At 65.6% G+C, this 21,673-nt stretch carries 16 protein-coding genes, 1 tRNA gene and 1 pseudogene; 10 read left to right on the top strand and 8 right to left on the bottom strand.

The features are described from left to right. Window positions 1–226: 226 nt before the first annotated feature. Window positions 227–303 (top strand) — tRNA-Pro (locus C8J44_RS10185). 216 nt (window positions 304–519) lie between these two features. On the opposite strand, the gene C8J44_RS10180 is transcribed toward C8J44_RS10185, so the two are convergent. Continuing rightward, window positions 520–2,802 carry an NADP-dependent malic enzyme gene (locus C8J44_RS10180; RefSeq protein ID WP_121904383.1) on the bottom strand — a complete coding sequence of 761 codons (2,283 nt, stop codon included), beginning with the start codon at window positions 2,800–2,802 and terminating at the stop codon, window positions 520–522. Between the two features lie 540 nt (window positions 2,803–3,342). Between C8J44_RS10180 and C8J44_RS10175 the strand changes: the two genes are divergently transcribed. The 5 genes and pseudogenes from C8J44_RS10175 to C8J44_RS10155 all read left to right on the top strand — a co-directional run bounded on the left by C8J44_RS10175 (window position 3,343) and on the right by C8J44_RS10155 (window position 7,152). Beyond that, on the top strand, window positions 3,343–3,879 hold the full coding sequence (locus C8J44_RS10175; RefSeq protein WP_121904382.1) for a glycoside hydrolase family 108 protein: 537 nt from the start codon (window positions 3,343–3,345) through the stop codon (window positions 3,877–3,879). A gap of 89 nt (window positions 3,880–3,968) precedes the next feature. Further along, window positions 3,969–4,202, top strand: a pseudogene (locus C8J44_RS10170) (3TM-type holin); the annotation flags it as partial. Between the two features lie 214 nt (window positions 4,203–4,416). Next, complete coding sequence (gene hslV, locus C8J44_RS10165; protein ID WP_056066793.1) at window positions 4,417–4,959, top strand: ATP-dependent protease subunit HslV; 543 nt, start codon at window positions 4,417–4,419, stop codon at window positions 4,957–4,959. 118 nt (window positions 4,960–5,077) lie between these two features. Beyond that, window positions 5,078–6,373: an ATP-dependent protease ATPase subunit HslU gene (gene hslU / locus C8J44_RS10160; protein ID WP_121904380.1), complete on the top strand. Its 1,296-nt coding sequence runs from the start codon at window positions 5,078–5,080 to the stop codon at window positions 6,371–6,373. A gap of 113 nt (window positions 6,374–6,486) precedes the next feature. Continuing rightward, on the top strand, window positions 6,487–7,152 hold the full coding sequence (locus C8J44_RS10155; protein ID WP_121904379.1) for a nitroreductase: 666 nt from the start codon (window positions 6,487–6,489) through the stop codon (window positions 7,150–7,152). A 221-nt stretch (window positions 7,153–7,373) separates the two neighbouring features. Here C8J44_RS10155 and C8J44_RS10150 read toward each other — a convergent pair whose 3' ends face one another. From C8J44_RS10150 to C8J44_RS10135, 4 genes are all read right to left on the bottom strand, one after another. Then, the gene (locus C8J44_RS10150; RefSeq protein ID WP_056051816.1) at window positions 7,374–7,640 is read right to left on the bottom strand and encodes a hypothetical protein; all 267 of its coding nucleotides are present in this window, start codon (window positions 7,638–7,640) and stop codon (window positions 7,374–7,376) included. A 57-nt stretch (window positions 7,641–7,697) separates the two neighbouring features. After that, window positions 7,698–9,149, bottom strand: coding sequence for a DEAD/DEAH box helicase (locus C8J44_RS10145; RefSeq protein WP_121904378.1), 1,452 nt, complete (start codon window positions 9,147–9,149; stop codon window positions 7,698–7,700). Between the two features lie 224 nt (window positions 9,150–9,373). Next, window positions 9,374–10,102 (bottom strand): Crp/Fnr family transcriptional regulator, encoded by a 729-nt coding sequence (locus C8J44_RS10140; RefSeq protein ID WP_121904377.1) that lies wholly within the window; start codon window positions 10,100–10,102, stop codon window positions 9,374–9,376. A gap of 206 nt (window positions 10,103–10,308) precedes the next feature. Continuing rightward, the gene (locus C8J44_RS10135) at window positions 10,309–10,554 is read right to left on the bottom strand and encodes a DUF6894 family protein (RefSeq protein WP_121904376.1); all 246 of its coding nucleotides are present in this window, start codon (window positions 10,552–10,554) and stop codon (window positions 10,309–10,311) included. A gap of 151 nt (window positions 10,555–10,705) precedes the next feature. On the opposite strand from C8J44_RS10135, the gene C8J44_RS10130 reads away from it, so the two are divergent. The 4 genes from C8J44_RS10130 (at window position 10,706) to C8J44_RS10115 (ending at window position 15,576) form a co-directional block, all read left to right on the top strand. Next, window positions 10,706–11,725 carry a fumarylacetoacetate hydrolase family protein gene (locus C8J44_RS10130; RefSeq protein WP_121904375.1) on the top strand — a complete coding sequence of 340 codons (1,020 nt, stop codon included), beginning with the start codon at window positions 10,706–10,708 and terminating at the stop codon, window positions 11,723–11,725. A gap of 139 nt (window positions 11,726–11,864) precedes the next feature. After that, entirely contained in the window at window positions 11,865–13,154 is a 1,290-nt protein-coding gene (locus tag C8J44_RS10125) for a thiamine pyrophosphate-dependent enzyme (protein WP_056066799.1), read from the top strand. A gap of 56 nt (window positions 13,155–13,210) precedes the next feature. After that, window positions 13,211–14,218, top strand: a complete 1,008-nt coding sequence (locus tag C8J44_RS10120; RefSeq protein WP_056053047.1) for an alpha-ketoacid dehydrogenase subunit beta — start codon at window positions 13,211–13,213, stop codon at window positions 14,216–14,218. Continuing rightward, the gene (locus C8J44_RS10115) at window positions 14,218–15,576 is read left to right on the top strand and encodes a dihydrolipoamide acetyltransferase family protein (protein ID WP_121904374.1); all 1,359 of its coding nucleotides are present in this window, start codon (window positions 14,218–14,220) and stop codon (window positions 15,574–15,576) included. Before C8J44_RS10120 ends, C8J44_RS10115 begins: the two co-directional genes overlap by 1 nt. A 130-nt stretch (window positions 15,577–15,706) precedes the next feature. On the opposite strand, the gene C8J44_RS10110 is transcribed toward C8J44_RS10115, so the two are convergent. The 3 genes from C8J44_RS10110 to C8J44_RS10100 all read right to left on the bottom strand — a co-directional run bounded on the left by C8J44_RS10110 (window position 15,707) and on the right by C8J44_RS10100 (window position 21,465). Then, window positions 15,707–16,903: a thiolase family protein gene (locus tag C8J44_RS10110; RefSeq protein ID WP_121904373.1), complete on the bottom strand. Its 1,197-nt coding sequence runs from the start codon at window positions 16,901–16,903 to the stop codon at window positions 15,707–15,709. A gap of 67 nt (window positions 16,904–16,970) precedes the next feature. Next, window positions 16,971–18,440 (bottom strand): glucoamylase family protein, encoded by a 1,470-nt coding sequence (locus C8J44_RS10105; RefSeq protein WP_121904372.1) that lies wholly within the window; start codon window positions 18,438–18,440, stop codon window positions 16,971–16,973. 67 nt (window positions 18,441–18,507) lie between these two features. Continuing rightward, complete coding sequence (locus C8J44_RS10100; protein WP_121904371.1) at window positions 18,508–21,465, bottom strand: TonB-dependent receptor domain-containing protein; 2,958 nt, start codon at window positions 21,463–21,465, stop codon at window positions 18,508–18,510. Window positions 21,466–21,673 lie beyond the last annotated feature (208 nt).

Below are 21,673 nucleotides of genomic sequence, written 5' to 3'. Positions count from 1 at the left end.
GGCGCAAGGTTGGGTCGGGCCGGACGTCGCGCGTCGCGCCCGCATTGGTCCGCCCGCTATCATCGCTTGGAACCTCGCGCAACAGATCGCCACAGGATGAGACGTGGGCGTCGCGCGACCGGGCGCATCCGAGATGGCTGCGGACATCGCTGCGGTGTTCGGGCTTGCATCGGGCGCGGACCCCGCGTAGTGCGCCCCCCTCGGGTCGCCTTGCGGCCCGTTCGGTCGGAGCGTAGCGCAGCCTGGTAGCGCACCACACTGGGGGTGTGGGGGTCGCAGGTTCGAATCCTGTCGCTCCGACCATTTTCTTATAGCGATGATATGCGTCAGCCGGGAGCGGAGCTTCGTGCTCTTGATTGTCGATCCCAACGACACATCGTCATCCCCGCGGAGGCGGGGACCCATAAACTCGACCGTTGCCTGTAACCAAGCAACGCCAGCCGGTATGGATCCCCGCCTGCGCGGGGATGACTGAACTTGGAATAGGGCCGACCCTGACGCCGGCCCGGTCCACTGACCTTAGGCCGTCTCGCGCACCGTCGCGGCATGCCCCACAGCGATCGCGCTCAGATTGACGATCCCGCGTGCGGTCACGCTCGGCACCATCATCTGCAGCGGCTTGGCCAGCCCCAGCAGCATCGGTCCGAGCGGCGCCGATTCGGTCGACGCCGACAGCAGCGATACCGCGATGTTCGCCGCGTCGATGTTCGGCATCACCAGCAGGTTCGCCGACCCGGTCAGCGGGCTGTCGTCGACCAGCCGCCGCCGCAGCGCCTCCGACAGCGCCGCATCGCCGTGCATCTCACCATCGAATTCGAACTCCGGCGCCATCTCCTTCAGCAACGCATGCCCCGCGCGCATCTTCTGCGCCGAGGGCGACCGCGACGCGCCAAAGCTCGAATGCGACAGCAACGCCGCCTTCGGCTCGATCGCGAACGCGCGCACCGCCTCGGCCGCGAGCATCGTCATCTCCGCGATCTGCTCGGCGGTCGGGTCGATCGTCACGTGCGTATCGCAGAAGAACAGACTGCCGGTCCGCAGGATCACCGCCGACATCGCGTACAGCCGCGACACGCCCGGCTTCCGCGGCAACAGCGGCATGACGTACGTCATCTGCGTCCACCAGTCGCCGATGCCACCGCACAACGCCGCATCGACTCGCCCCTCGCGCAACAGCATCGCCGCCGCCACGCTCGGCCGCGTCCGCAGCGCACGCTCGGCGCTGTCGGGCGGCGTGCCGCGCCGGCCGACCAGCGTGCTGTAGCCGGCGAGCAGGGGATCGAACACCTCGCGGTCGGTCCCCGGATCGAGCACGTCGACGTCGGTGCCGATCGTCATGCGAAGCCCGCTCGCCTCGATCCGCTCGGCGATGACCTCGCGCCGCCCGATCAGCACCGGCCGGCCGATACCCTCGTCGATCACCGTCTGCACCGCGCGCAGCGTCCGCGGGTCCTCGCCCTCGCCGTACGCGATAGAGCGCCCCGCCTGCTTGGCGCGCGCGAAGATCGGCCGCATCAGCTGGCCCGAGCGATACACGAACACTTCGAGGTCACGCAGATACGCGTCGAAATCCTCGATCGGCCGCGTCGCCACGCCCGACTCCATCGCTGCCTTCGCCACCGCCGGCGCGACGTGCAGGATCAGTCGCGGATCGAACGGCTTGGGGATGATGTAGGTCGGCCCGAATACCGGCGTCGCGCCGCCATAGGCCGACACGACCACGTCCGAAGCCGTAGCGCGCGCCAGCGCCGCGATCGCGTCGACCGCCGCGACCTTCATCGCCTCGTTGATCTCGGTCGCGCCGACGTCGAGCGCACCGCGGAAGATGAACGGGAAGCACAGCACGTTGTTGACCTGGTTCGGAAAATCCGAGCGGCCGGTCGCGATGATCGCATCGGGCCGGGTCGCATGCACCAGCGCCGGCTGGATCTCCGGCTCCGGGTTCGCCAGCGCCAGGATCAGCGGATCGGGCGCGAGCAGGTGCAGCCATTCCTGCTTCAGCACGCGCGGCGCCGACAGGCCGAGGAAGATGTCCGCTCCCTCGAGCACATCCGGCAAGGTCCGCGCATTGGTGGTGCGGGCATAGCGCGCCATGTTCGGCGGCATGTTCTCGTCGCGCCCGGCGTGCACGACGCCCTTGATATCGGTCAGCGTCACGTTCTCGGGGTTGAGCCCCATCGACACCAGCAGGTCGACCGTCGCCAGCGCCGCCGCGCCTGCGCCCGACGTCACCAGCTTCATCTGGTCGAGCCGCTTGCCGCGCAGTTCGAGCACGTTGCGGACCGCGGCCGCACACACGATCGCGGTGCCGTGCTGGTCGTCATGGAACACCGGGATGTTCATGACCTCGCGCAGCTTCGTCTCGATCTCGAAGCATTCGGGCGCCTTGATGTCCTCGAGATTGATCCCGCCGAACGTCGGCTCGAGCACGCGGACCGCCTCGATGAACGCCTGCGGATCGAGCTGGTCGATCTCGATATCGAAGCAATCGATCCCGGCGAATTTCTTGAAGAGCACCGCCTTGCCCTCCATCACCGGCTTCGACGCGAGCGCACCGATCGCACCGAGCCCGAGCACCGCGGTGCCGTTGGTGATGACCGCGACCAGATTGCCCCGCGCGGTATAATCCCGAGCCTTGTCCGGATCGGCGGCGATTTCCTCGCACGCAGCAGCGACGCCCGGCGAGTACGCGAGCGCGAGATCGCGCTGCGTCGCCATCCGCTTGGTCGCCTCGACCGAGAGTTTCCCAGGCTTTGGATAGCGATGATAATCGAGCGCGGCTTTGCGGAAATCGTCTTCCATGGTCTTCCTAACCTGTCGGCCGCGGCGGCGACCGGGTTGAGCGCGCAGACAGAGCCCGCGGCGAATGTTCAAGGGAGCGCATAGCCGCAGGGGCACCGATCCGCCAACCCCGCGCGGACGTAGCGTCGGTTTGGGTAGGGCGGGTGCTGCCACCCGGCACCTCACGCCACAGCATCACCCCGGCATAGCACCACCCCGGCGAAGGCCGGGGCCCATTTGGAACGTCGGACCTAACGAAGCGCGGTCCTCAGTCAGCACCGTTCCCCAATTGGACCCCGGCCTTCGCCGGGGTGGTGCAGAGGATGAAAAGCACTTCTCGCCCCCCCCCCTGGAAGGGGGCAGGGGGTGGGTCGGCTTCCGCATACGAACGCACCAGACCCAAGCAGGCCGACCCACCCCCAACCCCTCCCTTCCAGGGAGGGGGCAGGTTGTGCCTCAGCGACCACGGTGAGCGCGCAGCGGGAGAGGCGACCAATTTCCCCTGTCCTACAGCGAACCGATATGGTTCGCTCCACCCCCAAACAGGGCGGGACCCACATCATGACCATCGACCACCTAATCGACGCCGTCATCGACCGCGAAGGCGGCTACACCAACCACCCCGCCGATCGAGGCGGCCCCACCAGATACGGCATCACGCAACAAGTAGCCCGCACCAACGGCTACCCCGGAGACATGCGCAATTTCCCCCGCGACCAGGCCGAAACCATCTACCGCCGCCTCTACTGGACCCGCCCCGCCTTCGACCAGATCGCCACGCGAGCCCCGAAAATCGCCGAAGAACTCTTCGACACCGGCGTCAACATGGGCCCCGCAGTCGCCGCCACCTTTCTCCAGCGCGCCCTCAACGCGCTGAACCGGGGCGCCACCGACTACCCAGACATGACTCTCGACGGCCGCATCGGCCCCGCCACACTCACCGCGCTCGAAGCCTTCCTCGCCCGCCGCAAACCCGGCGGAGAATCCGTGCTCCTGAAAGCGATCGAGGCGCTTCAGGGCGAACGCTACGTAGCGCTCGCCGAGACCCGCCCCGCCAACGAAGCCTTCCTCTACGGCTGGCTCGCCAACCGCACCTGACGCCCGCGGGCAAAACGCTCCCAGCGTCTACACTTCCTATACTTCACTTTTGCCGGAGGCAGCCAATGACCCCGCAACCCCTTGATCCAGCACCAGACCCCTGGATCACCCGAGCCCGCCCGACCTTCCTCTACGTGATGTACACCTTGCTGCTCGGCGCGATCCCTACAGGCCTGATCGCCGCCGTCCGCCCGCAAATGGCACAAGCGATCGCGGCCGGCATGGCGGCGTATCTCAACGCGATCCCCGAACCGCTCTACGCGCTCTTCGGCACGGGCTACCTCGGCTACACGGTGGCAAGGGAGTGGGGGAAGGGGCGGTAATCTTCTTCTCCCGTCATCCTGACGAAAGTCAGGATCCAGAGCCAAGAGCGACGACGCCCGTTACCCTGGATCCTGACTTTCGTCAGGATGACGGCGGAAGGGGAAACGCGCGGACCAACCGTAGACGTGTTCGTAAGCCGCATCGCCAACGCCCCACCGTTGCACCCCCAAAACCAAACCCTACATCGCGCCTATGAGCAACGACCCCCACGCCATGCCGACATGGCACGGCACCACGATCCTCTCGGTCCGCCGCGGCGGCAAGGTCGTCGTGATCGGCGACGGCCAGGTCTCGATGGGCCAGACCGTCATGAAACCCAACGCGCGCAAGGTGCGTCGCCTAGGCGACGGCAGCGTCATCGGTGGATTCGCCGGCGCCACCGCCGACGCCTTCACGCTGTTCGAACGCCTCGAACGCAAGCTCGAAGCGCACCAGGGCCAACTCCTGCGCGCCGCGGTCGAGCTCGCCAAGGACTGGCGGACGGACAAGTTCCTCCGCAACCTCGAAGCGATGATGATCGTCGCCGACAAGGACGTGACGCTGATCCTCACCGGCAACGGCGACGTGCTCGAACCCGAAAACGGCGTCGCCGCGATCGGCTCCGGCGGCAACTACGCGTTGGCGGCGGCCCGAGCGCTGGTAGAATACGAGACCGACGCCGAAGTCCTCTGCCGCAAGGCGATGGGCATCGCGTCCGAACTCTGCGTCTACACCAACGACCGCCTCACGGTCGAAACTATGGATTCGACCACGTAATCCCCCTCCCGCTTGCGGGAGGGGTTAGGGGAGGGGCTGAAATACACCCACCCACGCCTTTCGCTGCGGCCACGCCCTCCCCCGACCCCTCCCGAGCGGGAGGGGAGAAGGTAACAAAATGAACGACCAGCTCACCCCCAAGGCCATCGTCGCCGCGCTCGACGCCCACATCATCGGCCAGGCCGCCGCGAAACGCGCAGTCGCGGTCGCGATGCGCAACCGCTGGCGCCGCCAGCAGCTCAGCGAAGACCTCCGCGACGAGGTCACGCCCAAGAACATCCTGATGATCGGACCGACCGGCTGCGGCAAGACCGAGATCAGCCGCCGCCTCGCCAAGCTCGCCGACGCGCCGTTCGTGAAGGTCGAGGCGACCAAGTTCACCGAAGTCGGCTATGTCGGCCGCGACGTCGAACAGATCGCCCGCGACCTCGTCGAGGAAGCGATCCGCCTCGAAAAGGAACGCCGTCGCGTCGCCGTCAAGGACAAGGCGGAGGAGGCGGCGATGGGACGTCTGCTCGACGCACTGGTCGGCAAGGATTCGAGCACCGCGACGCGCGAAAGCTTCAAGCAGCGCTTCCTCGACGGTCATCTGAACTCCGCCGAAGTCGAGATCGAGGTCGAGCAGGCGCCGACCACGCCGTTCGAAATCCCCGGCGGTGCGCCGCAGATGATCAATCTCGGCGAGATGATGAAGTCGTTCGGCGGCGGCCAGCAGTTGAAGCGCCGCAAGCTCACCGTCCACGCGGCGTGGGACAAGCTCGTCGAGGAAGAGGCCGACAAGCGCCTTGACCAGGACGAGGTCAGCCGCGCTGCCTTGGCCGACGCGGAGGCCAATGGCATCGTCTTCCTCGACGAGATCGACAAGATCGCCGTCTCCGACGGCCGCGGCGGCTCGATCAGCCGCGAAGGCGTCCAGCGCGACCTGCTGCCGTTGATCGAAGGCACCACCGTCGCGACCAAATACGGCCCGATGAAGACCGACCACATCCTCTTCATCGCCAGCGGCGCGTTCCACGTCGCCAAGCCGAGCGACCTGCTCCCCGAACTCCAGGGCCGCCTGCCGATCCGCGTCGAACTGAAGGGTCTTACCGAAGCCGATTTCGTCGCGATCCTGTCGGATACGAAGGCATCGCTGCCGCTGCAATACAAGGCACTGATCGCCACCGAAGGCGTCGGCATCGAGTTCACCGAAGACGGCATCGCCGCGATCGCGCGCATTGCCGCCGAAGTGAACTCGGAGATCGAGAATATCGGCGCGCGGCGTTTGCAGACGGTAATGGAAAAGCTGCTGGAGGAGGTGAGCTACAACGCCGAAGACCGTGGCGGCTCGAACCTCGTCATCGACGGCGCCTACGTCGACAGCCAGCTGAAGGAAATCGCCCGGAACACCGACCTGAGCCGGTTCGTGCTGTAAGGGCCAAGCCTAACCGTTTTCCTGCGAACGCAGGAATCCAGGGTACAAAAGGGCATCGCTCGTAACCCTGGGCTCCTGCGTTCGCAGGAAAACGGAAATGCGCAGGAGAAACCATGGACGTGACCGAAGCCATAGCTGCTCGCCGCTCCGTCCGAGGCTTCCTCGACACCCCCGTCGATCCCGTACTCCTCCGCGACCTCGCGATAAAAGCGTCCCGAGCCGCAACCGGCGGCAACCTCCAACCCTGGCACATCGCCATAGTCCAGGGCGACGCGATGACACGGCTCAAGACCATAATGGCCGACAAGCTAGCCACCAGCGCAACCGAAACCCCAGCCTACGACGTCTACCCGAAAGACCTCACCGCCCCCTACCGAGACCGCCGCTACGCCGTCGGCGAAGCGATGTACGCGCACCTCGGCATCCCCCGCGACGACAAGCCGGCGCGGCAGAAATGGTTCGCCCGAAACTTCGAATTCTTCGGCGCCCCCGCCGCCTATTTCTGCACCGTCGACAAGCGCATGGGCCCGCCGCAATGGTCGGACCTCGGCATGTACCTGCAAAACCTGACGCTGCTCGCGGTAGACGCCGGCCTAGCCACCTGTCCGCAGGAATGCTGGGCGATGTATCCGGAGACGGTCGGGAGGTTGTTGCACACGCCCAACGACCGCATGCTCTTCTGCGGCATGGCGATCGGCTACGAAGACAAGAGCGCGCCTGCCAATGCGTTGCGCACGGAGCGCGCGAACGAAGCGGAATGGCTGACAACGATGGGTTAATCTAAGCCGTCACGACGTAACAGCGCACCACCCCGGCGAAGGCCGGGGCCCAGTTGGGGGACGATTGTAATGGATAAAAGCGCTTCGTTACGCCGGCCTTGCCATCTGGGCCCCGGCCTTCGCCGGGGTGGTGTATATGGGCCGGGTGCGTCGCCCCCATTTTGTTCACCCGCGAAGGCGGGTGCCCAGACTGGGTCCCCGCCTTCGCGGGGAAACAAAAATTAGAGGACCACCGTCACCGGCTTGGCGCCCTTGATCCCGGCGAGGATCATCGCTTCCCAGACCGCAGGATCGCCCGCCGCGGCCATCGCCTTGTCAGGCTCGCGCAACGTCTTCAGCACCGCCAGCGCATCCGGCAGATAGTCCGCCCACGCATCGTCGATCAACCGCGACGCCGACTCGGCATCGCCGCCGGCGTTCGCGCTGATCCGCTGTCCCGCCAGCACGCGTGCGACGCGTTCGGCGACAGGTGTAGTGGAAACGTCCATGAGCATTCTCCTCGCGGGACCGGTCTACACCAAACCCGCGAGGCGAACGAATGCTCCTTAGCGCGCCGAGCTCGGACCCGCGCCGCGGCTCGGACCACGGCCCCCACCACCATTACCACCGCCACCACCAGCCGGACGACCACCGCCGCCCTGACCACCGGGACGACCGCCACCCTGGGGGCGACCGCCGCCACCCTGGCCGCCGCCGCCACCCTGGCCACCACGGCTAGCACCCGCATAGTTACGACCAGTCGTACCGGTCGCCCGCGGCGAATGCGTCGCACGCGGCCGTGCCGGATCGCGCGGACGATCGATCCGGACCTCGGGATCGGCACCCATCGTCTTGACGCGCGTCTGCTTGATCTGGTTCGAGAGGTTGACGAAATCCTCCGGCAGCGACCGGACCTGGACCTTCTGGCGGGTGATCCGCTCGATGTCGCGCAGGTACGCCTTCTCGTCATCCGCGCAGAACGCGACGGCGATGCCGCTGGCGCCCGCACGCGCGGTACGGCCGATGCGGTGGACATACTGCTCGGCGACGTTGGGCAGTTCGAAGTTGATGACGTGGCTGACGCCCGAGACGTCGATGCCGCGTGCGGCGATGTCGGTCGCGATCAGGACCTTGACCTTGCCCTGCTTGAACTCGCCAAGTGCCCGCTCGCGCTGGCCCTGGCTCTTGTTGCCGTGAATCGCGTTCGAGGCGATGCCGTTGCCGGCCAGCAGCTTCACGACACGGTCGGCGCCATGCTTGGTGCGCGTGAACACGAGCGCACGGTCGATCGCAGGATCGGCCAGCGTGATCGTCAGGAGCGCCTGTTTTTCCGACTGGTTGCAGAAGGTGACATACTGGTCGACGCGCTCGGCGGTCGTCGCGGCCGGCTTCACCGACACCGTCTTCGGGTCGAGCAGGAACTGGCTGGCCAGCTCGCGGATCGCGACCGGCATCGTCGCCGAGAAGAACAGCGTCTGGCGCTTCTTCGGCAGCATGCGGACGATCTTCTTCAGCGCGTGGATGAAGCCGAGGTCCATCATCTGATCGGCCTCGTCGAGCACGAGGATCTCGATCATCGAAAGGTTCACGAAGCCCTGCTCGATCAGGTCGATCAAACGGCCCGGCGTGGCGACGAGGATGTCGACGCCGCGGCTCATGTCCTGGCGGTTCTTGTTGATGCTGGTGCCGCCGAACACGGTCGTCACCGACATCTTGCTGAACTGACCGTACGCGCGGGCACTGTCTGCAATCTGGCTCGCCAGCTCACGGGTAGGTGCAAGCACCAGCATGCGGCAATGCGTCGGCAGGACGCGCTTCTGGTTTTCGGTCAGGCGCTGGATCGACGGCAGCACGAATGCGGCGGTCTTGCCGGTGCCGGTCTGCGCGATGCCGAGCAGATCGCCGCCCTCGAGCAGGATCGGGATCGACTGCGCCTGGATCGGCGTCGGCTCGGTATAGCCCTTGGCTTCGAGCGCACGGACGAGCGGCTCGGCAAGGCCGAGGTTTGTAAATGACATGAATAGTCTCTCAAATAGATGCCGGGCTCGCGAATCCACACAAGGACGCGCGAGGGGCGGTGGTGTTTTGACACCCCGCGTGAAAAGGGAAGCCCGTTGGAAACGACCGAGGCGGAGCTAAGACCGTAAAGGTCCAATCACGCTGCATTACGCTTCGATGAGCGCCATCTGGCGTATCATCGTCGAAAAGTCAACCTGTGGCGCCGATCGGACCCGTGGCGGTGTCAGCTCCGGATCTGTCCCAGGTGCAGATAGCGTTCGTTGAACTCGGCGGCATCACGCAGGCGAGGCCAGTCGGTGACGCTGACCTGGCGTTTCTTGCGCGCGATCAGGCCGTCCGATTCGAGTGATTTCAGCACGCGGTTGACGTGCACCGGGGTCAGCCCGAGCGCATCGCCGAGTTGCTCCTGCGTCATCGGCAGCTCGTACGCCATCCCGCCTCCCAGGGCCGATGTCTTGAACCGCACCGAGAACTCGCAGAGCAGATGCGCCAGTCGACTGCGCGCGTTGCGCCGCCCGACATTGAGTAACCATTCGCGGTGGATCGACGCCTCGACCAGCGCATCGATCCACAACGCCTGACCCGCCGCCGGACACATCTCGATGAACTGCCGCAACGCCACGATCGGCACCTCGGCCAGCGTCAGCCGGGTCAGCGCCTGGATATCGTGATCGGATTCATCGAGGAACAGGTTCTGCAGGTCGACGAATTCGCCGGGCATCAGGATCGAGACGATTTCGCGCTCGCCATTGGGCGTCAGCTTCTGGCGATAGGCAAGGCCGTCGAGGATGAACGCGCACCGTGTCGGGCGTTGGCCCTCGCGCAGCATATACGTCGACGCATCGAGCGTCCGAACCTTGAACGGCAATGCGGCGATTTGAACGCGATCGTCCGCACGCAGCGTCGTTCGCGACTCGAATTTCCGTATAACCTGTTCAGTCACGGTGGACATATCCACGTGCACTCTCCGCATCCAGGGCAGGAGCACTCGTTTCTCGCTGTCACCCTCTCTGGGATAGCGCGTCGCAAGGGAACGCACCTTATCCCAGGATTGAGAAGCATGACAAAACCCATGTTATAGTATCGCGAGGTCATCGCGCGGTGCGTCGAGTCGGCCCCGCGCGGCGATATCCGCTCAAGACATGGGACGATTTGGGGTCAGAGCGGCGCGCTGTCGCCGGGTTCGTCGATCGTGACGGCAACCGCCAGCAGCACGCTGCCCCGATCGTTGCGGACCGCAACACGGAAGCGCGCGCCGTGACGGGCGATCGCCGGATGGTCGCTGAGATAGTCGCCCGCGAAGATCACCGCCTGCACGCGGGCTTCCTCGTCGTCGGCCAGCTCGGTGCCGTCGTCGTCGTTGACGTGTTTATGGTTGTCGATGTCGAAGAAGTATCTGGGCATGCTCGACTTCCTCAACCGTTACGCAGGCCTGTTTGTATCAGGCCGGAAATCGCTCCGCTCTTACTAAAATCAGGTTTGTCGGGCGCGGCGTGCTCGACTTGAACTCCGTCACGGGCGTAGGATGCGTACAAACATATAGAGGATCCGCACCATGAAACTGGCCAGCTTGAAGCATCCCGACGCCATCCGCGGACGAGACGGGAAGCTCGTGGTCGTCTCGAACGACCTCGCCTGGTACGCTGATGCGAGCCACATCGCGCCGACGTTGCAGGCGGCGCTCGATGACTGGGATCGGCTTTCGATCGACCTTAAGAACCTGTCGACCGATCTCGAGCACGAGATGATCCCGATGCGGCGCTTTCACGAGCACGACGCCGAGTCGCCCTTGCCGCGTGCGTATCAATGGGCGGATGGCTCGGCATACGTGAACCATGTTGCGCTCGTGCGACAGGCGCGAGCGGCGGAGATGCCCGACAGTTTCTGGCACGACCCGCTGATGTACCAGGGCGGCTCGGATGGGTTCCTCGGCCCGCGCGATCCGATCCCGCTCGCCGACGAGTCCTGGGGTTGCGACATGGAGGGCGAGGTCGTCGTCGTCACCGGCGACGTCCCGCTCGGCGCGAGTCGCGACGAGGCGCTGGCGGCGATCCTGCTGGTCGGGCTGACCAACGACGTAAGCTTGCGCAACCTGATCCCCGGCGAACTCGGCAAGGGCTTCGGCTTCTTCCAGTCGAAGCCGGCCAGCGCGTTCTCCCCTGTCTTCGTCACGCCCGATTCGCTCGGCGACTGGTGGAAGGACGGCAAGTTGCACCGCAAGCTGATGGTCGACCTCAACGGCCAGCCGCTCGGACGCGCCGAGGCCGGCGAGGACATGACGTTCGATTTCGGCACGCTCGTCGCGCACGCCGCCAAGACGCGGAAGCTGGGCGCGGGGACGATCGTCGGCTCGGGCACTGTCTCGAACCGCGGTGCCGATGGCGGCCCCGGCAAGTCGGTTGCCGAGGGCGGCGTCGGCTATTCCTGTCTCGCCGAAGTGCGGACCATCGAAACCATCCAGGGCGGCAAGCCCGTCACGCCATTCCTCAAGCAGGGCGACGTCGTCCGCATCTGGGCGGAGGACGACAAGCGCCACCCGATCTTCGGGGTTATCGAACAGACCGTCGGCGGCTGATTCCGAGTAGAGGGGGAGAAAAATCCGCGCGGCACATCGTGAATGCGCAACTCCCCCTCGCAATCTGCGTTGAAATTTAATAACAAGCGTCGGTAAGAGTGTTCCGCGGTCACGGCGGCCTCATGGAGATGGAATCACGATGGCAAGCGAGCATCCGCGCGCCAATTTGCAGCCCCTTACGCTGCATATCCCCGAGCCGAAGTTCCGCCCCGGCGACGCGGTGGACTTCGCCGAAGTCGACGTGCCGCCTGCCGGTCAAGCGCGCCGCCCCGACACCGCTGACAAGGCGTCGGACTTCATCGATCTCGCCTATACGCTGGTTCGCGTGCTCGACGACGATGGCAACGCGGTCGGCCCCTGGGACCCCAAGCTTTCGCCCGACGTGATGCGCCGGATGTTGCGCAGCATGGCGCTGCTACGCGCGTTCGACGAACGAATGTTCCGCGCGCAGCGACAGGGCAAGACCAGCTTCTACATGAAGGCGCTCGGCGAGGAGGCGGTCGCGGTCGCGGCGGCCTATGCGCTCGACTACGAGGACATGTGCTTCCCCTCGTACCGCCAGCAAGGGCTGCTGATCGCACGGGGCTGGAGCCTCGTCGACATGATGAACCAGATCTATTCGAACACGGCGGACCGGCTGGGCGGCAAGCAGTTGCCGATCATGTACTCGGTCAAGGAAGCCGGGTTCTTCTCGATCTCGGGCAATTTGACGACGCAGTACCCACAGGCGGTCGGCTGGGCGATGGCGTCCGCCGCCAAGGGCGACACGCGGATCGCCGCGACGTGGTGCGGCGAGGGCTCGACCGCCGAGGGCGACTTCCACTCCGCCTGCACGTTCGCCGCGGTCTACCGTGCGCCGGTGATCTTCAACGTCGTCAACAATCAGTGGGCGATCTCCAGCTTCTCCGGGTTCGCCGGCGCCGAGGCAACGACGTTCGCGGCGCGTGCGGTCGGCTACGGCATCGCCGGGCTCCGCGTCGACGGCAACGATGCGCTGGCAGTCTATGCCGCGACCGAATGGGCCGCCGAGCGTGCGCGCACCAACCAGGGCCCGACGCTGATCGAGCATTTCACCTACCGCGCGGAAGGCCACTCGACCTCCGACGATCCCGGCCAGTATCGCAGCGAAGGCGAACCCAACGCCTGGCCGCTCGGCGACCCGATCAAGCGTCTGAAGGATCACCTCATCGCGATCGGCGAATGGGACGACGAGCGCCACGCCGCGCAGGACAAGGAACTCGCCGAGCAGGTCAAGGCCGCGCAGAAGGAAGCCGAGAAGAACGGCATTCTTGGCCACGGCCTCCATCAGCCGCTCGAATCGCTGTTCGACGGCGTGTTCGAGGAACTGCCGTGGCATCTGAAGGAGCAGCGCCAGCAGATGCTCGACGAGGAAACGGCCAGCGGCCGTCCATGGGATCGCAAGGCATGAGCGACATGATCGAGGCACCAGGGTCAGAGGCAACGGACGCCGAGCCCACCACCCGCATGAACATGATCCAGGCGATTAACTCCGCCATGGATATCATGATGGAGCGCGACCCCGACGTGATCGTCATGGGCGAGGACGTCGGTTATTTCGGCGGCGTGTTCCGCGCGACCGCCGGCCTCCAGGCCAAGCACGGCAAGACCCGCGTGTTCGACACCCCGATCACCGAATGCGGCATCATCGGTGTCGCGGTCGGCATGGGCGCGTACGGTCTGCGCCCCGTCCCCGAGATCCAGTTCGCGGATTATATCTACCCCGCGCTCGACCAGCTCGTCTCCGAAGCCGCGCGCCTCCGCTACCGCTCGGCGGGCGAGTTCACCTCGCCGATCACGGTCCGCTCGCCGTTCGGCGGCGGCATCTTCGGTGGGCAGACTCACAGCCAGTCGCCCGAGGGGCTCTTCACGCACATGTCGGGGATCAAGACGGTCATTCCGTCGACGCCCTACGACGCCAAGGGCCTGCTGATCGCCGCGATCGAGGATAACGACCCGACGCTCTTCTTCGAGCCCAAGCGCATCTATAACGGCCCGTTCGACGGCTATTGGGACCGCCCGTCGCAGAACTGGTCGAAGCATCCGGCCGGCGAAGTCCCGACCGGCTATTACAAGATCGAACTCGGCAAGGCGAAGATCGTCCGCGCCGGCGAGGCGCTCACGATCCTCGCCTACGGCACGATGGTCCACGTCTGCGCGGCCGTCGTCGCCGAAGCCGGAATCGACGCCGAGATCGTCGATCTGCGCACGCTCGTGCCGCTCGATATCGAGACGATCGAGGCATCGGTGAAGAAGACCGGTCGCTGCATGATCGTCCACGAGGCGACGCGCACCAGCGGGTTCGGCGCGGAGCTGTCGGCGATCGTCCAGGAACGCTGTTTCTACCATCTCGAGGCGCCGATCGAGCGCGTGACCGGGTTCGACACGCCGTACCCGCACAGCCTCGAATGGGCGTATTTCCCGGGGCCGGTCCGCATCGGCGAAGCCCTGAAAAAGATCATGAAGGACGCATAATGGCCCGCTTCACCTTCAAGCTGCCGGACATCGGCGAAGGCATCTCCGAGGCCGAGATCGTCGCATGGCACGTCGCCATCGGCGACCGCGTCGAGGAGGATTCGCCAATCGCCGACATGATGACCGACAAGGCCACTGTCGAGATGGAATCGCCGGTGACGGGCGTGGTCGTCGAACTCGCGGGCGAAGTCGGCGACCAGGTGTCGATCGGCGCTGCGCTGGTCGTGATCGAGACGGACGCGGTCGACGCCGCGGAAGACGTCGTCGCCGCGCCGCTGACGTTGGCGCAGGCCGAGACCGCCGAACAATACGAAGCCGAGAATCCGGGCGTCGAAGAAGTGGTCGAGACACCTCCCTCTCCCCTCCGGGGAGAGGGTCGGGGTGAGGGGCAGCCCCAGGCGGAAACGCCGGCAACTGCCCCAACCCCTCACCCCAGCCCTCTCCCCGCAGGGGAGAGGGAGCAGAAGGGCGCCACTCTCGGTGGCACGGATCAGCAGCCCCACGCGCTCGCATCCCCAGCGGTCCGCGCTCGCGCCCGCGACCTCGGCATCGACCTCGCCTCTGTCAAAACCGACTCCGACCGCGTCCGCCACGCCGACCTCGACGCCTACCTCCGCTACGGCTCGGGCGAAGGCTACCACCCCCCGCACGCGTCGCGCGCTCGCGAGGACCAGCCCATCAAAGTCATCGGCATGCGTCGCCGCATCGCCGAGAACATGGCCGCCTCGAAGCGCGCGATCCCGCACTTCACCTATGTCGACGAGATCGACGTCACCGCCCTGGAAGCGATGCGCGCAGACCTCAACGCCAACCGCGGCGGCCGCCCAAAGCTGACGATGCTGCCGCTGATGATCGTCGCGATCTGCAAGACCATCCCCGACTTCCCGATGATGAACGCGCGCTACGACGACGAGGCGGGCGTGGTCACGCGGCACGGCGCCATCCACCTCGGCATGGCCGCGCAGACCGACGCCGGCCTCACCGTCCCCGTGATCCGCGACGCACAGGACCGCAACGTCTGGCAGCTCGCCACCGAGATCACCCGCCTTGCCGAAGCGGCGCGCGCCGGCAAGCTAGCCCCCAGCGAGATGGGCGGCGGCACGATCACGGTAACCTCGCTCGGCCCGCTCGGCGGCATCGCCACGACCCCGGTCATCAACCGCCCCGAAGTCGCGATCATCGGCCCCAACAAGATCGTCGAACGCCCGGTCTTCAAGGGTGACGAGGTGATTCGCGCCAAGCTTATGAACCTGTCGATAAGCTGCGACCACCGCGTCGTCGACGGGTGGGACGCGGCAAGCTTCGTGCAAGGGTTGAAGAAGTACCTCGAAACCCCGGTCCTGCTCTTCGCGGACTGAGTCCGGAAACTGATCGCTCTTCCCTCCCTGAAAGGGAGGGGCCGGGGGTGGGTTGGCTGCTGGGCGGACAAGACGCCTGCCAACTGGGCGACCCACCCCAACCCCTCCCTTCCAGGGGGGGCGAAGAAGCTCAGACGATCTCGAACAACCCCGCCGCGCCCATGCCCCCCGCGGTGCACATTGACACCACCACATAGCGCACGCCGCGTTTGCGCCCCTCTATCAGCGCATGCCCGACCAGCCGCGACCCCGTCATCCCGAACGGATGTCCGACCGCGATCGCGCCGCCGTTGACGTTGTACTTCTCCGGATCGATCCCGAGGAAATCGCGACAATAGAGGCACTGCGACGCGAACGCCTCGTTCAGCTCCCACAGCCCGATGTCGCCAACCGACAGCCCCGCGCGGTCGAGCAGTTTCGGTATCGCGAAGATCGGCCCGATGCCCATTTCCGCCGGGCTGCACCCCGCCGCCTGGAACCCGCGATAGATGCCGAGGATGTCCTTGCCCTCCGCCTCCGCGGTCCTGCGGTCCATCAGCAATTGCGCAGAAGCCCCGTCCGACAACTGGCTCGCATTACCCGCGGTCACGTTCGACCCCGGACCCGAGAATTCACCCCCCGGCCACACCGTCTTCAGTCCGCGCAATCCCTCCAGCGTCGTCCCCGCGCGAATGCCCTCGTCCTGCGACAGGGTGACGCTCTCGATCCCGGCATGCGCGCCCTGCTTGTCGTAGAGCGCCTTCTCCACCGTGATCGGCACGATCTCCTCGGCAAACGCCCCACTCGCCAGCCCGGCGGCAGCACGCTGCTGGCTCATCGCGGCGTATTCGTCCTGCGCCTCGCGGCTGATGCCGTATTTCTCCGCGACGATCTCGGCGGTCTCGATCATCGGGATGTACGCCGCCGACTCCTTGGCGATCACGCTCGCATTGACGTAGCGCGGCGCGTCCTTGGTCACCGTGAAGCTGATCGACTCCATCCCGCCGGCCAGCGCCACGTCGGCTTCGTCGCACATGATCGTCCGCGCCGCGAGCGCCACCGCAGTCAGCCCCGATCCGCACTTCCGGTCGAGCGTGAACGCCGGCACCGACTCCGGCAGCCCGCCCGCGAAGATCGCCATCCGCCCGGCATTGCCACCCTGCGTACCATGCTGGTTGCCGACGCCCCAGAACACCTCATCGATCCGCGCCGGATCGATCCCCGCACGCTCGACCACCGCGTTCATCACATGGCCCGCGAGCACCGGCGCCTCGGTCGCGTTGAACGCGCCGCGATACGCTTTGCCGATGGCGGTACGGGCGGTCGAGACGATGGCGGCTTCACGCATGCTGGAACCTTTCGAGGATCGGGTATGTCGATCCTCTAGGCGGTCCGGCGCCTCCGCGAAACCCCCGTTACGGCACCCGCGCCAGCCATCCCCCGGTAAACCCGGCACGGTCGAGCCCGCGGCGGATATGCGGGTTCTTCCGCATCGTGTTCCACACCATGCCGGTCCGCCAGTTCTCGATCATCGCCACGATCGGCCCCTGGTCGATGCCGAGATAGTCGTTGTCGACCCAGCCGACGTCGGGGACGATCCGGCCGTGCTTCAACGGTTCGCCCATCTCGGTGAGCGTCGGGTTGAACGCATCGAAGAACCCGTATTTGCCGTAGATGCCCTTCCCATAGCGATCGTGCATCGCGGTGATCGCCGGGATGACGAGATCGGGCGCGAACACGATCGATCCGACCGCGGCGGTCGGCGCCAACGTGCCGTCGTCGCGCGCGCCGGGGCCGCGTTCCGAATAGCTGAAGAATTCGCGTTGCCGCCCGCCGATCGTCGCCTTGAAATCGCCCGGCCCGTCGCACGCGGTCAGCCCCCAGATGTCCGGTCCATAGCCCGCGAACCCGGCGCCGTTGGTACCGCCGTTGGCGATCGCATAGTCGCGTTGCGCGATCGTCGCGCGCTTGCTGTTCTCGAAATAATCGATGTCCTTGGTCGCGATATACGCGTCGCGGATGCCGCGGAAATCGACCCAGACATGGCTGTACTGGTGGACGAACAGCGGCGGGTAATGGAGATAGGCCGCGCCGTAGCGATCGGTCCAGCTCGGCTCGAACTTCTCGGTCAGCGCGGTCCAGGTCGACGGCGGCAGCGGATGCGTCGGCGAACCCAGCGCGAGGAGGTACATCAGCATCCCCTCGTTGTAGATGTTCCAGTCGCTTGGGATGAACCCGTTCTCGGGATGCCAGCCCATCGACAGGAACGGCGCGCGCGGCGTGATCCAGGTCCAGTCGACCGCGCCGTAGATCTGGTCGGCCAGCGAGCGGATCCGCTGTTCCTCGGGATGATCCGCATCGAACCAGCTTTGCGCGAACAGCATGCCGGCGAGCATCAGCGCGGTATCGATCGTCGACACTTCCGCACGCGCGAACCGCTGGCCCTTGGTGATGCCGAGGAAGTGGTAGAAGAAGCCCTTGTAGCCGCTGTTGCCGGTGGGTTCCGGCCCCATCCGCGCGTTGGCGAAGAACGACAACGTGGCGAGCGTCCGCTTACGCGCCTGTTCGCGCGTGATCCAGCCGTTGACCACGCCGATCGGATACGCGGTAAGCGCGAAGCCTACCGCGGCGATCGACGAGAAAGACGGCGTCGGCCAGCGATCGAGCGCAAGCCCGGTCACCGGATTCGTCGTATCCCAGAAATACAGGAACGCGCGCTCCTGCAGATTGTCGATGAGCGGGTTGGCGGACGGCGCCGGTGCCGGCGTGAAGCCCGTAACCTCTTGAAACGCTTTGACGATCGGTCGTCCGACCGATGTACACCCTGCTGTCAGTCCGCCAAGTGATAGTGCGCCGGTGCCCAGAAACTGCCGTCTGTCGAGCATGGATACTCCTGATCGGGGACCGCCGATGGCGGCAGGCGACCAACATGGCCGCCCGCCGATTAACGCATCAGAAACGATATCCGACCCTGAACTGGAAGCGACGCGGCAGGGTGAGCAGTCCGGTCGGCAGGTTGGTCGGCCCGCCGAAGCTGTAGGTCTCGCCGACGCCGAGGTTGCCCGAATAGCCGGTATAGTTCTTGTTGTTGAAGGCGTTGAGCAGGTCGACCGCGACGTTGATGTTGTGCGTGTCGAACACCTTGATGTTGTTCTGCAGCGTCAGATTGACCTCGCAGAACGCGAACACGCTGCCGAGGCAGTTCTTCGGCCGGTACAGCGATCGGATGGTCTGCTGGTTGATGCTGGTGCCCGCGGACTGGTCGAGCAGCTGGAACGCGGTGCCGCTGCCGAGCGTCGTCAGCGTCGAGAACTGGAACCCGACCGGCAGGTCGACGATCCCCGACAGGACGATCCGGTGGCGCTCGTCCTGATCGGCGATCGGCCGCCAGCCATATTGATCGGGCGTCACCTTATCGAGGCTGAACAGATCGCCGCCGTCCTGCTCCGCCTTCGACAGCGTGTAGGCGAGGTTGAAGCCCCAGCCCGACGACACGGTGTAATCCTTGTCGATCGTCACCAGCAGCGCCTTGTAGCGCGTCCGCAGGCCATCATAACCGATGAGCACGTTGCCGAAGCCGTTCGCGCGGGGGATCGACGTGTCGCAGCATGATCCGTCCGCGTTGCGCGTTGCGAACAGATGCGTGTAGCCGTTCTGCCCGCGGACATACGACCCGGTCACCGAGGCGCGGAAGATCCCGAACTTCTGGCGCAGGCCGAGGCTGAACTGGTCGGTCGACGGCGCCTTCGCGTTGTTCTTGACGGCGAACAGTTCGGGCAGGCCGGTCTGCGCAGTCTGGCGCAGTGCGAGCAGGCCTTCCCGCGTCTGGTAGCTTTCGTTCCACACCGCGGTGGGGTTGCCGTCGCGAGGCTGGCCATCGCGCGAGAAGTAGAAGACGCCGGTCTGGTATTGCAGGCGGAATTGCTCGTCGAGCGTGTTGTTGAAGACGTTGCGGTCGTAATATTTGCCGTAGCCGCCGAACAGGACGGTGCGCTGGTCGTCGTTGAAGTCGTAGCTGAAGCCGACGCGTGGCTGGAACATGTCCTTGCGCGTCGGGCGATCGGTGCCGTCGGTGATATAGTTCGCAGGATCGAAATAATCGGTCTTGGGCAGCGCGTTCAACGTCGCGACCGCCGCGGCGGGCGTGCGATACTTGTTGTTGAACAGGTTGCTCTCATAGTCCCAGCGCAGGCCGAGGTTGAGTTGCAGCTTGCTGGTGATGTCCCAGTCGTCCTGCAGATACACCCCGAGCTGCGAGTTCGACGCGATGATCCGCGGGTTGCCGACGCCGAGTTGCGCGGTCGCCGGAAAGCTGAAATCCAGCCCTCTTTTGGCGTCGTTCTGGAAAAAGTAGTTCGGCTGGACATAGAAGTTCTTGGTGAAGTCGTAATCCTGGAAGGCGAAGCGGATGCCGCCCTTGATCACGTGGTTGTCCAGGCCGTTATACGTCAGGTCGTCGCGTAGCGTGTAGCTCTGCTGGCTGATCCGCTGCGTCGAATCCTTGCCGCCGAAGGTGATGACGCCCTCATATTGGAAGCTCGGATCGTCGGGGTTTAGCGACGACGGGTTATAGACCGTGTCGAGATAGGTCGCGTTGAATTCGTTGACGAAGCTGTCGCCGGTATAGGTCCATTTGTACGTATAGGTGTCGGTCTTGTTGATCTTGTTGACCGCCGCCGAATACGCGATGTTTGCCGAGCCGAAATTGGCGCCGAACCCGGAGATGTCGGTCTCCTGGCGGCGGCTGAACGACAGGTCGAACACCTGGCGCTCGTCGGGCGTGAAGGTCAGCTTGCCGAAGTAGAAATCGCCGCGGTACGGGCTGACATAGGTGCCTTCATACTGGCCGAAGCGCGCGAGGTTTTGCGGTGTCGGGTTGCCGACGGTCACGCTCGATGCGCGATCCTGGTCGTTGCCTTCGTACGCGCCGAAGAAGAACAGCTTGTCCTTGATGATCGGGCCGCCGAGCGAAATGCCGTACTGCTTGCGCTCGAACTTCGGTTTTTCCCGGCCGGCGCGCTGGTCGATGATGTTGGCGGCGGTCAGGCTGCGATCGGTATATTGGCCGAACATCTCGCCGTGGAAATCGTTGGTGCCCGACTTGGTGATCGCGGTGATGATCGCCGAGCCGGCCTGTTCGTATTCGGCCTTGTAGTTCTGCGTCAGGACGCGGAATTCGCCCACCGCAAGCTGTCCGAACGGGTTGCCGCGGCTGTCGGTCTGGCCGGCGATGCCGCCGAGCGTCTGGCTCTTCAGGCTGGTGCCGTCGATGAAGACGTTGACCTGGCTCGCGGGCGAGGCGCCGGCGGTGATGCCCTTGTTGGTCTCGCTGTCGTTGTAGCGGACGCCGGGTGCGAGCGCGGCAAAGGTCAGGAAGTTGCGATCGCCCTGCGGCAGGATGCGGATCTGCGCCTGGCTGACGTTGGTCGCGACTTCGGAGGTCTTGGTCTCGACCAGCTTGCCCGCGGTGACGACGATCTCGCCGCCTTCGTTGGTGCCGCCGGTGGTGGTGCCACCCTCGGCGGTCGCGCCGGCAGCAGGGGCCGCCGCGGTCGGTGCCGCGAGCACCGCGTCGAGCGTCGCGGACTGGCCGACGCCGACCGAGATCCGCTGCGCCGAAATCTTGCCGTCGGGACCGGTGAACGTGATCGTGTAGGTGGCGGGGCGCAGGCCGTTCAGCACATAGCTGCCGGTCGCGCTGGTGGTCGCGCGGAACGTCTGGTTGGTCCCGTCATTGACCGCGACCACGGTCGCGCCGGCGACCGTCGCTCCGGCCGCGTCACGCACCTGGCCGCGGATCGCCGCGGTCGTGGTCTGCGCCGAAGCGGGGGCAACCAATGCAGCCGCGGTGCCGAGTATCGTCGTCGCCGCCAGTGCGGCGCGCAACGCCGTGGCCATCATCGTCTTCATGTCCCAAAGTCCCCTGTTGGGAAGGCGCATCGGGACAGACGGTACGCGCATCGCACCGTCAGGTCGGGCTGTGCGCCGACTGTCGGTATCCTGCGTCGCGATTTCCCGCGCTTCCATGCCCTGATCCACTCCCGCGAACCGCTCCTCATGGAGACGGTCCCGGCGCCGCGCATGTTTGCGTATGCTGCCGGGAGAGGCGGCTTACGCC

Origin of the sequence: Sphingomonas sp. PP-CE-3A-406 (assembly GCF_003688625.1) — a bacterium.
Lineage (GTDB): Bacteria > Pseudomonadota > Alphaproteobacteria > Sphingomonadales > Sphingomonadaceae > Sphingomonas.
This window is presented reverse-complemented; position numbering and strand designations above follow the sequence as displayed.

Excerpts from the sequence above, each read along its gene's own strand:
- C8J44_RS10140 (WP_121904377.1), bottom strand. The coding sequence starts at position 10,102 with ATGTCCACCGTGACTGAACAGGTTATACGGAAATTCGAGTCGCGAACG.
- C8J44_RS10175 (WP_121904382.1), top strand. The coding sequence starts at position 3,343 with ATGACCATCGACCACCTAATCGACGCCGTCATCGACCGCGAAGGCGGC.
- C8J44_RS10130 (WP_121904375.1), top strand. The coding sequence starts at position 10,706 with ATGAAACTGGCCAGCTTGAAGCATCCCGACGCCATCCGCGGACGAGAC.
- hslU (WP_121904380.1), top strand. The coding sequence starts at position 5,078 with ATGAACGACCAGCTCACCCCCAAGGCCATCGTCGCCGCGCTCGACGCC.
- hslV (WP_056066793.1), top strand. The coding sequence starts at position 4,417 with ATGCCGACATGGCACGGCACCACGATCCTCTCGGTCCGCCGCGGCGGC.
- C8J44_RS10180 (WP_121904383.1), bottom strand. The coding sequence starts at position 2,802 with ATGGAAGACGATTTCCGCAAAGCCGCGCTCGATTATCATCGCTATCCA.
- C8J44_RS10105 (WP_121904372.1), bottom strand. The coding sequence starts at position 18,440 with ATGCTCGACAGACGGCAGTTTCTGGGCACCGGCGCACTATCACTTGGC.
- C8J44_RS10100 (WP_121904371.1), bottom strand. The coding sequence starts at position 21,465 with ATGAAGACGATGATGGCCACGGCGTTGCGCGCCGCACTGGCGGCGACG.
- C8J44_RS10115 (WP_121904374.1), top strand. The coding sequence starts at position 14,218 with ATGGCCCGCTTCACCTTCAAGCTGCCGGACATCGGCGAAGGCATCTCC.
- C8J44_RS10125 (WP_056066799.1), top strand. The coding sequence starts at position 11,865 with ATGGCAAGCGAGCATCCGCGCGCCAATTTGCAGCCCCTTACGCTGCAT.
- C8J44_RS10135 (WP_121904376.1), bottom strand. The coding sequence starts at position 10,554 with ATGCCCAGATACTTCTTCGACATCGACAACCATAAACACGTCAACGAC.
- C8J44_RS10150 (WP_056051816.1), bottom strand. The coding sequence starts at position 7,640 with ATGGACGTTTCCACTACACCTGTCGCCGAACGCGTCGCACGCGTGCTG.
- C8J44_RS10155 (WP_121904379.1), top strand. The coding sequence starts at position 6,487 with ATGGACGTGACCGAAGCCATAGCTGCTCGCCGCTCCGTCCGAGGCTTC.
- C8J44_RS10145 (WP_121904378.1), bottom strand. The coding sequence starts at position 9,149 with ATGTCATTTACAAACCTCGGCCTTGCCGAGCCGCTCGTCCGTGCGCTC.
- C8J44_RS10120 (WP_056053047.1), top strand. The coding sequence starts at position 13,211 with ATGAACATGATCCAGGCGATTAACTCCGCCATGGATATCATGATGGAG.
- C8J44_RS10110 (WP_121904373.1), bottom strand. The coding sequence starts at position 16,903 with ATGCGTGAAGCCGCCATCGTCTCGACCGCCCGTACCGCCATCGGCAAA.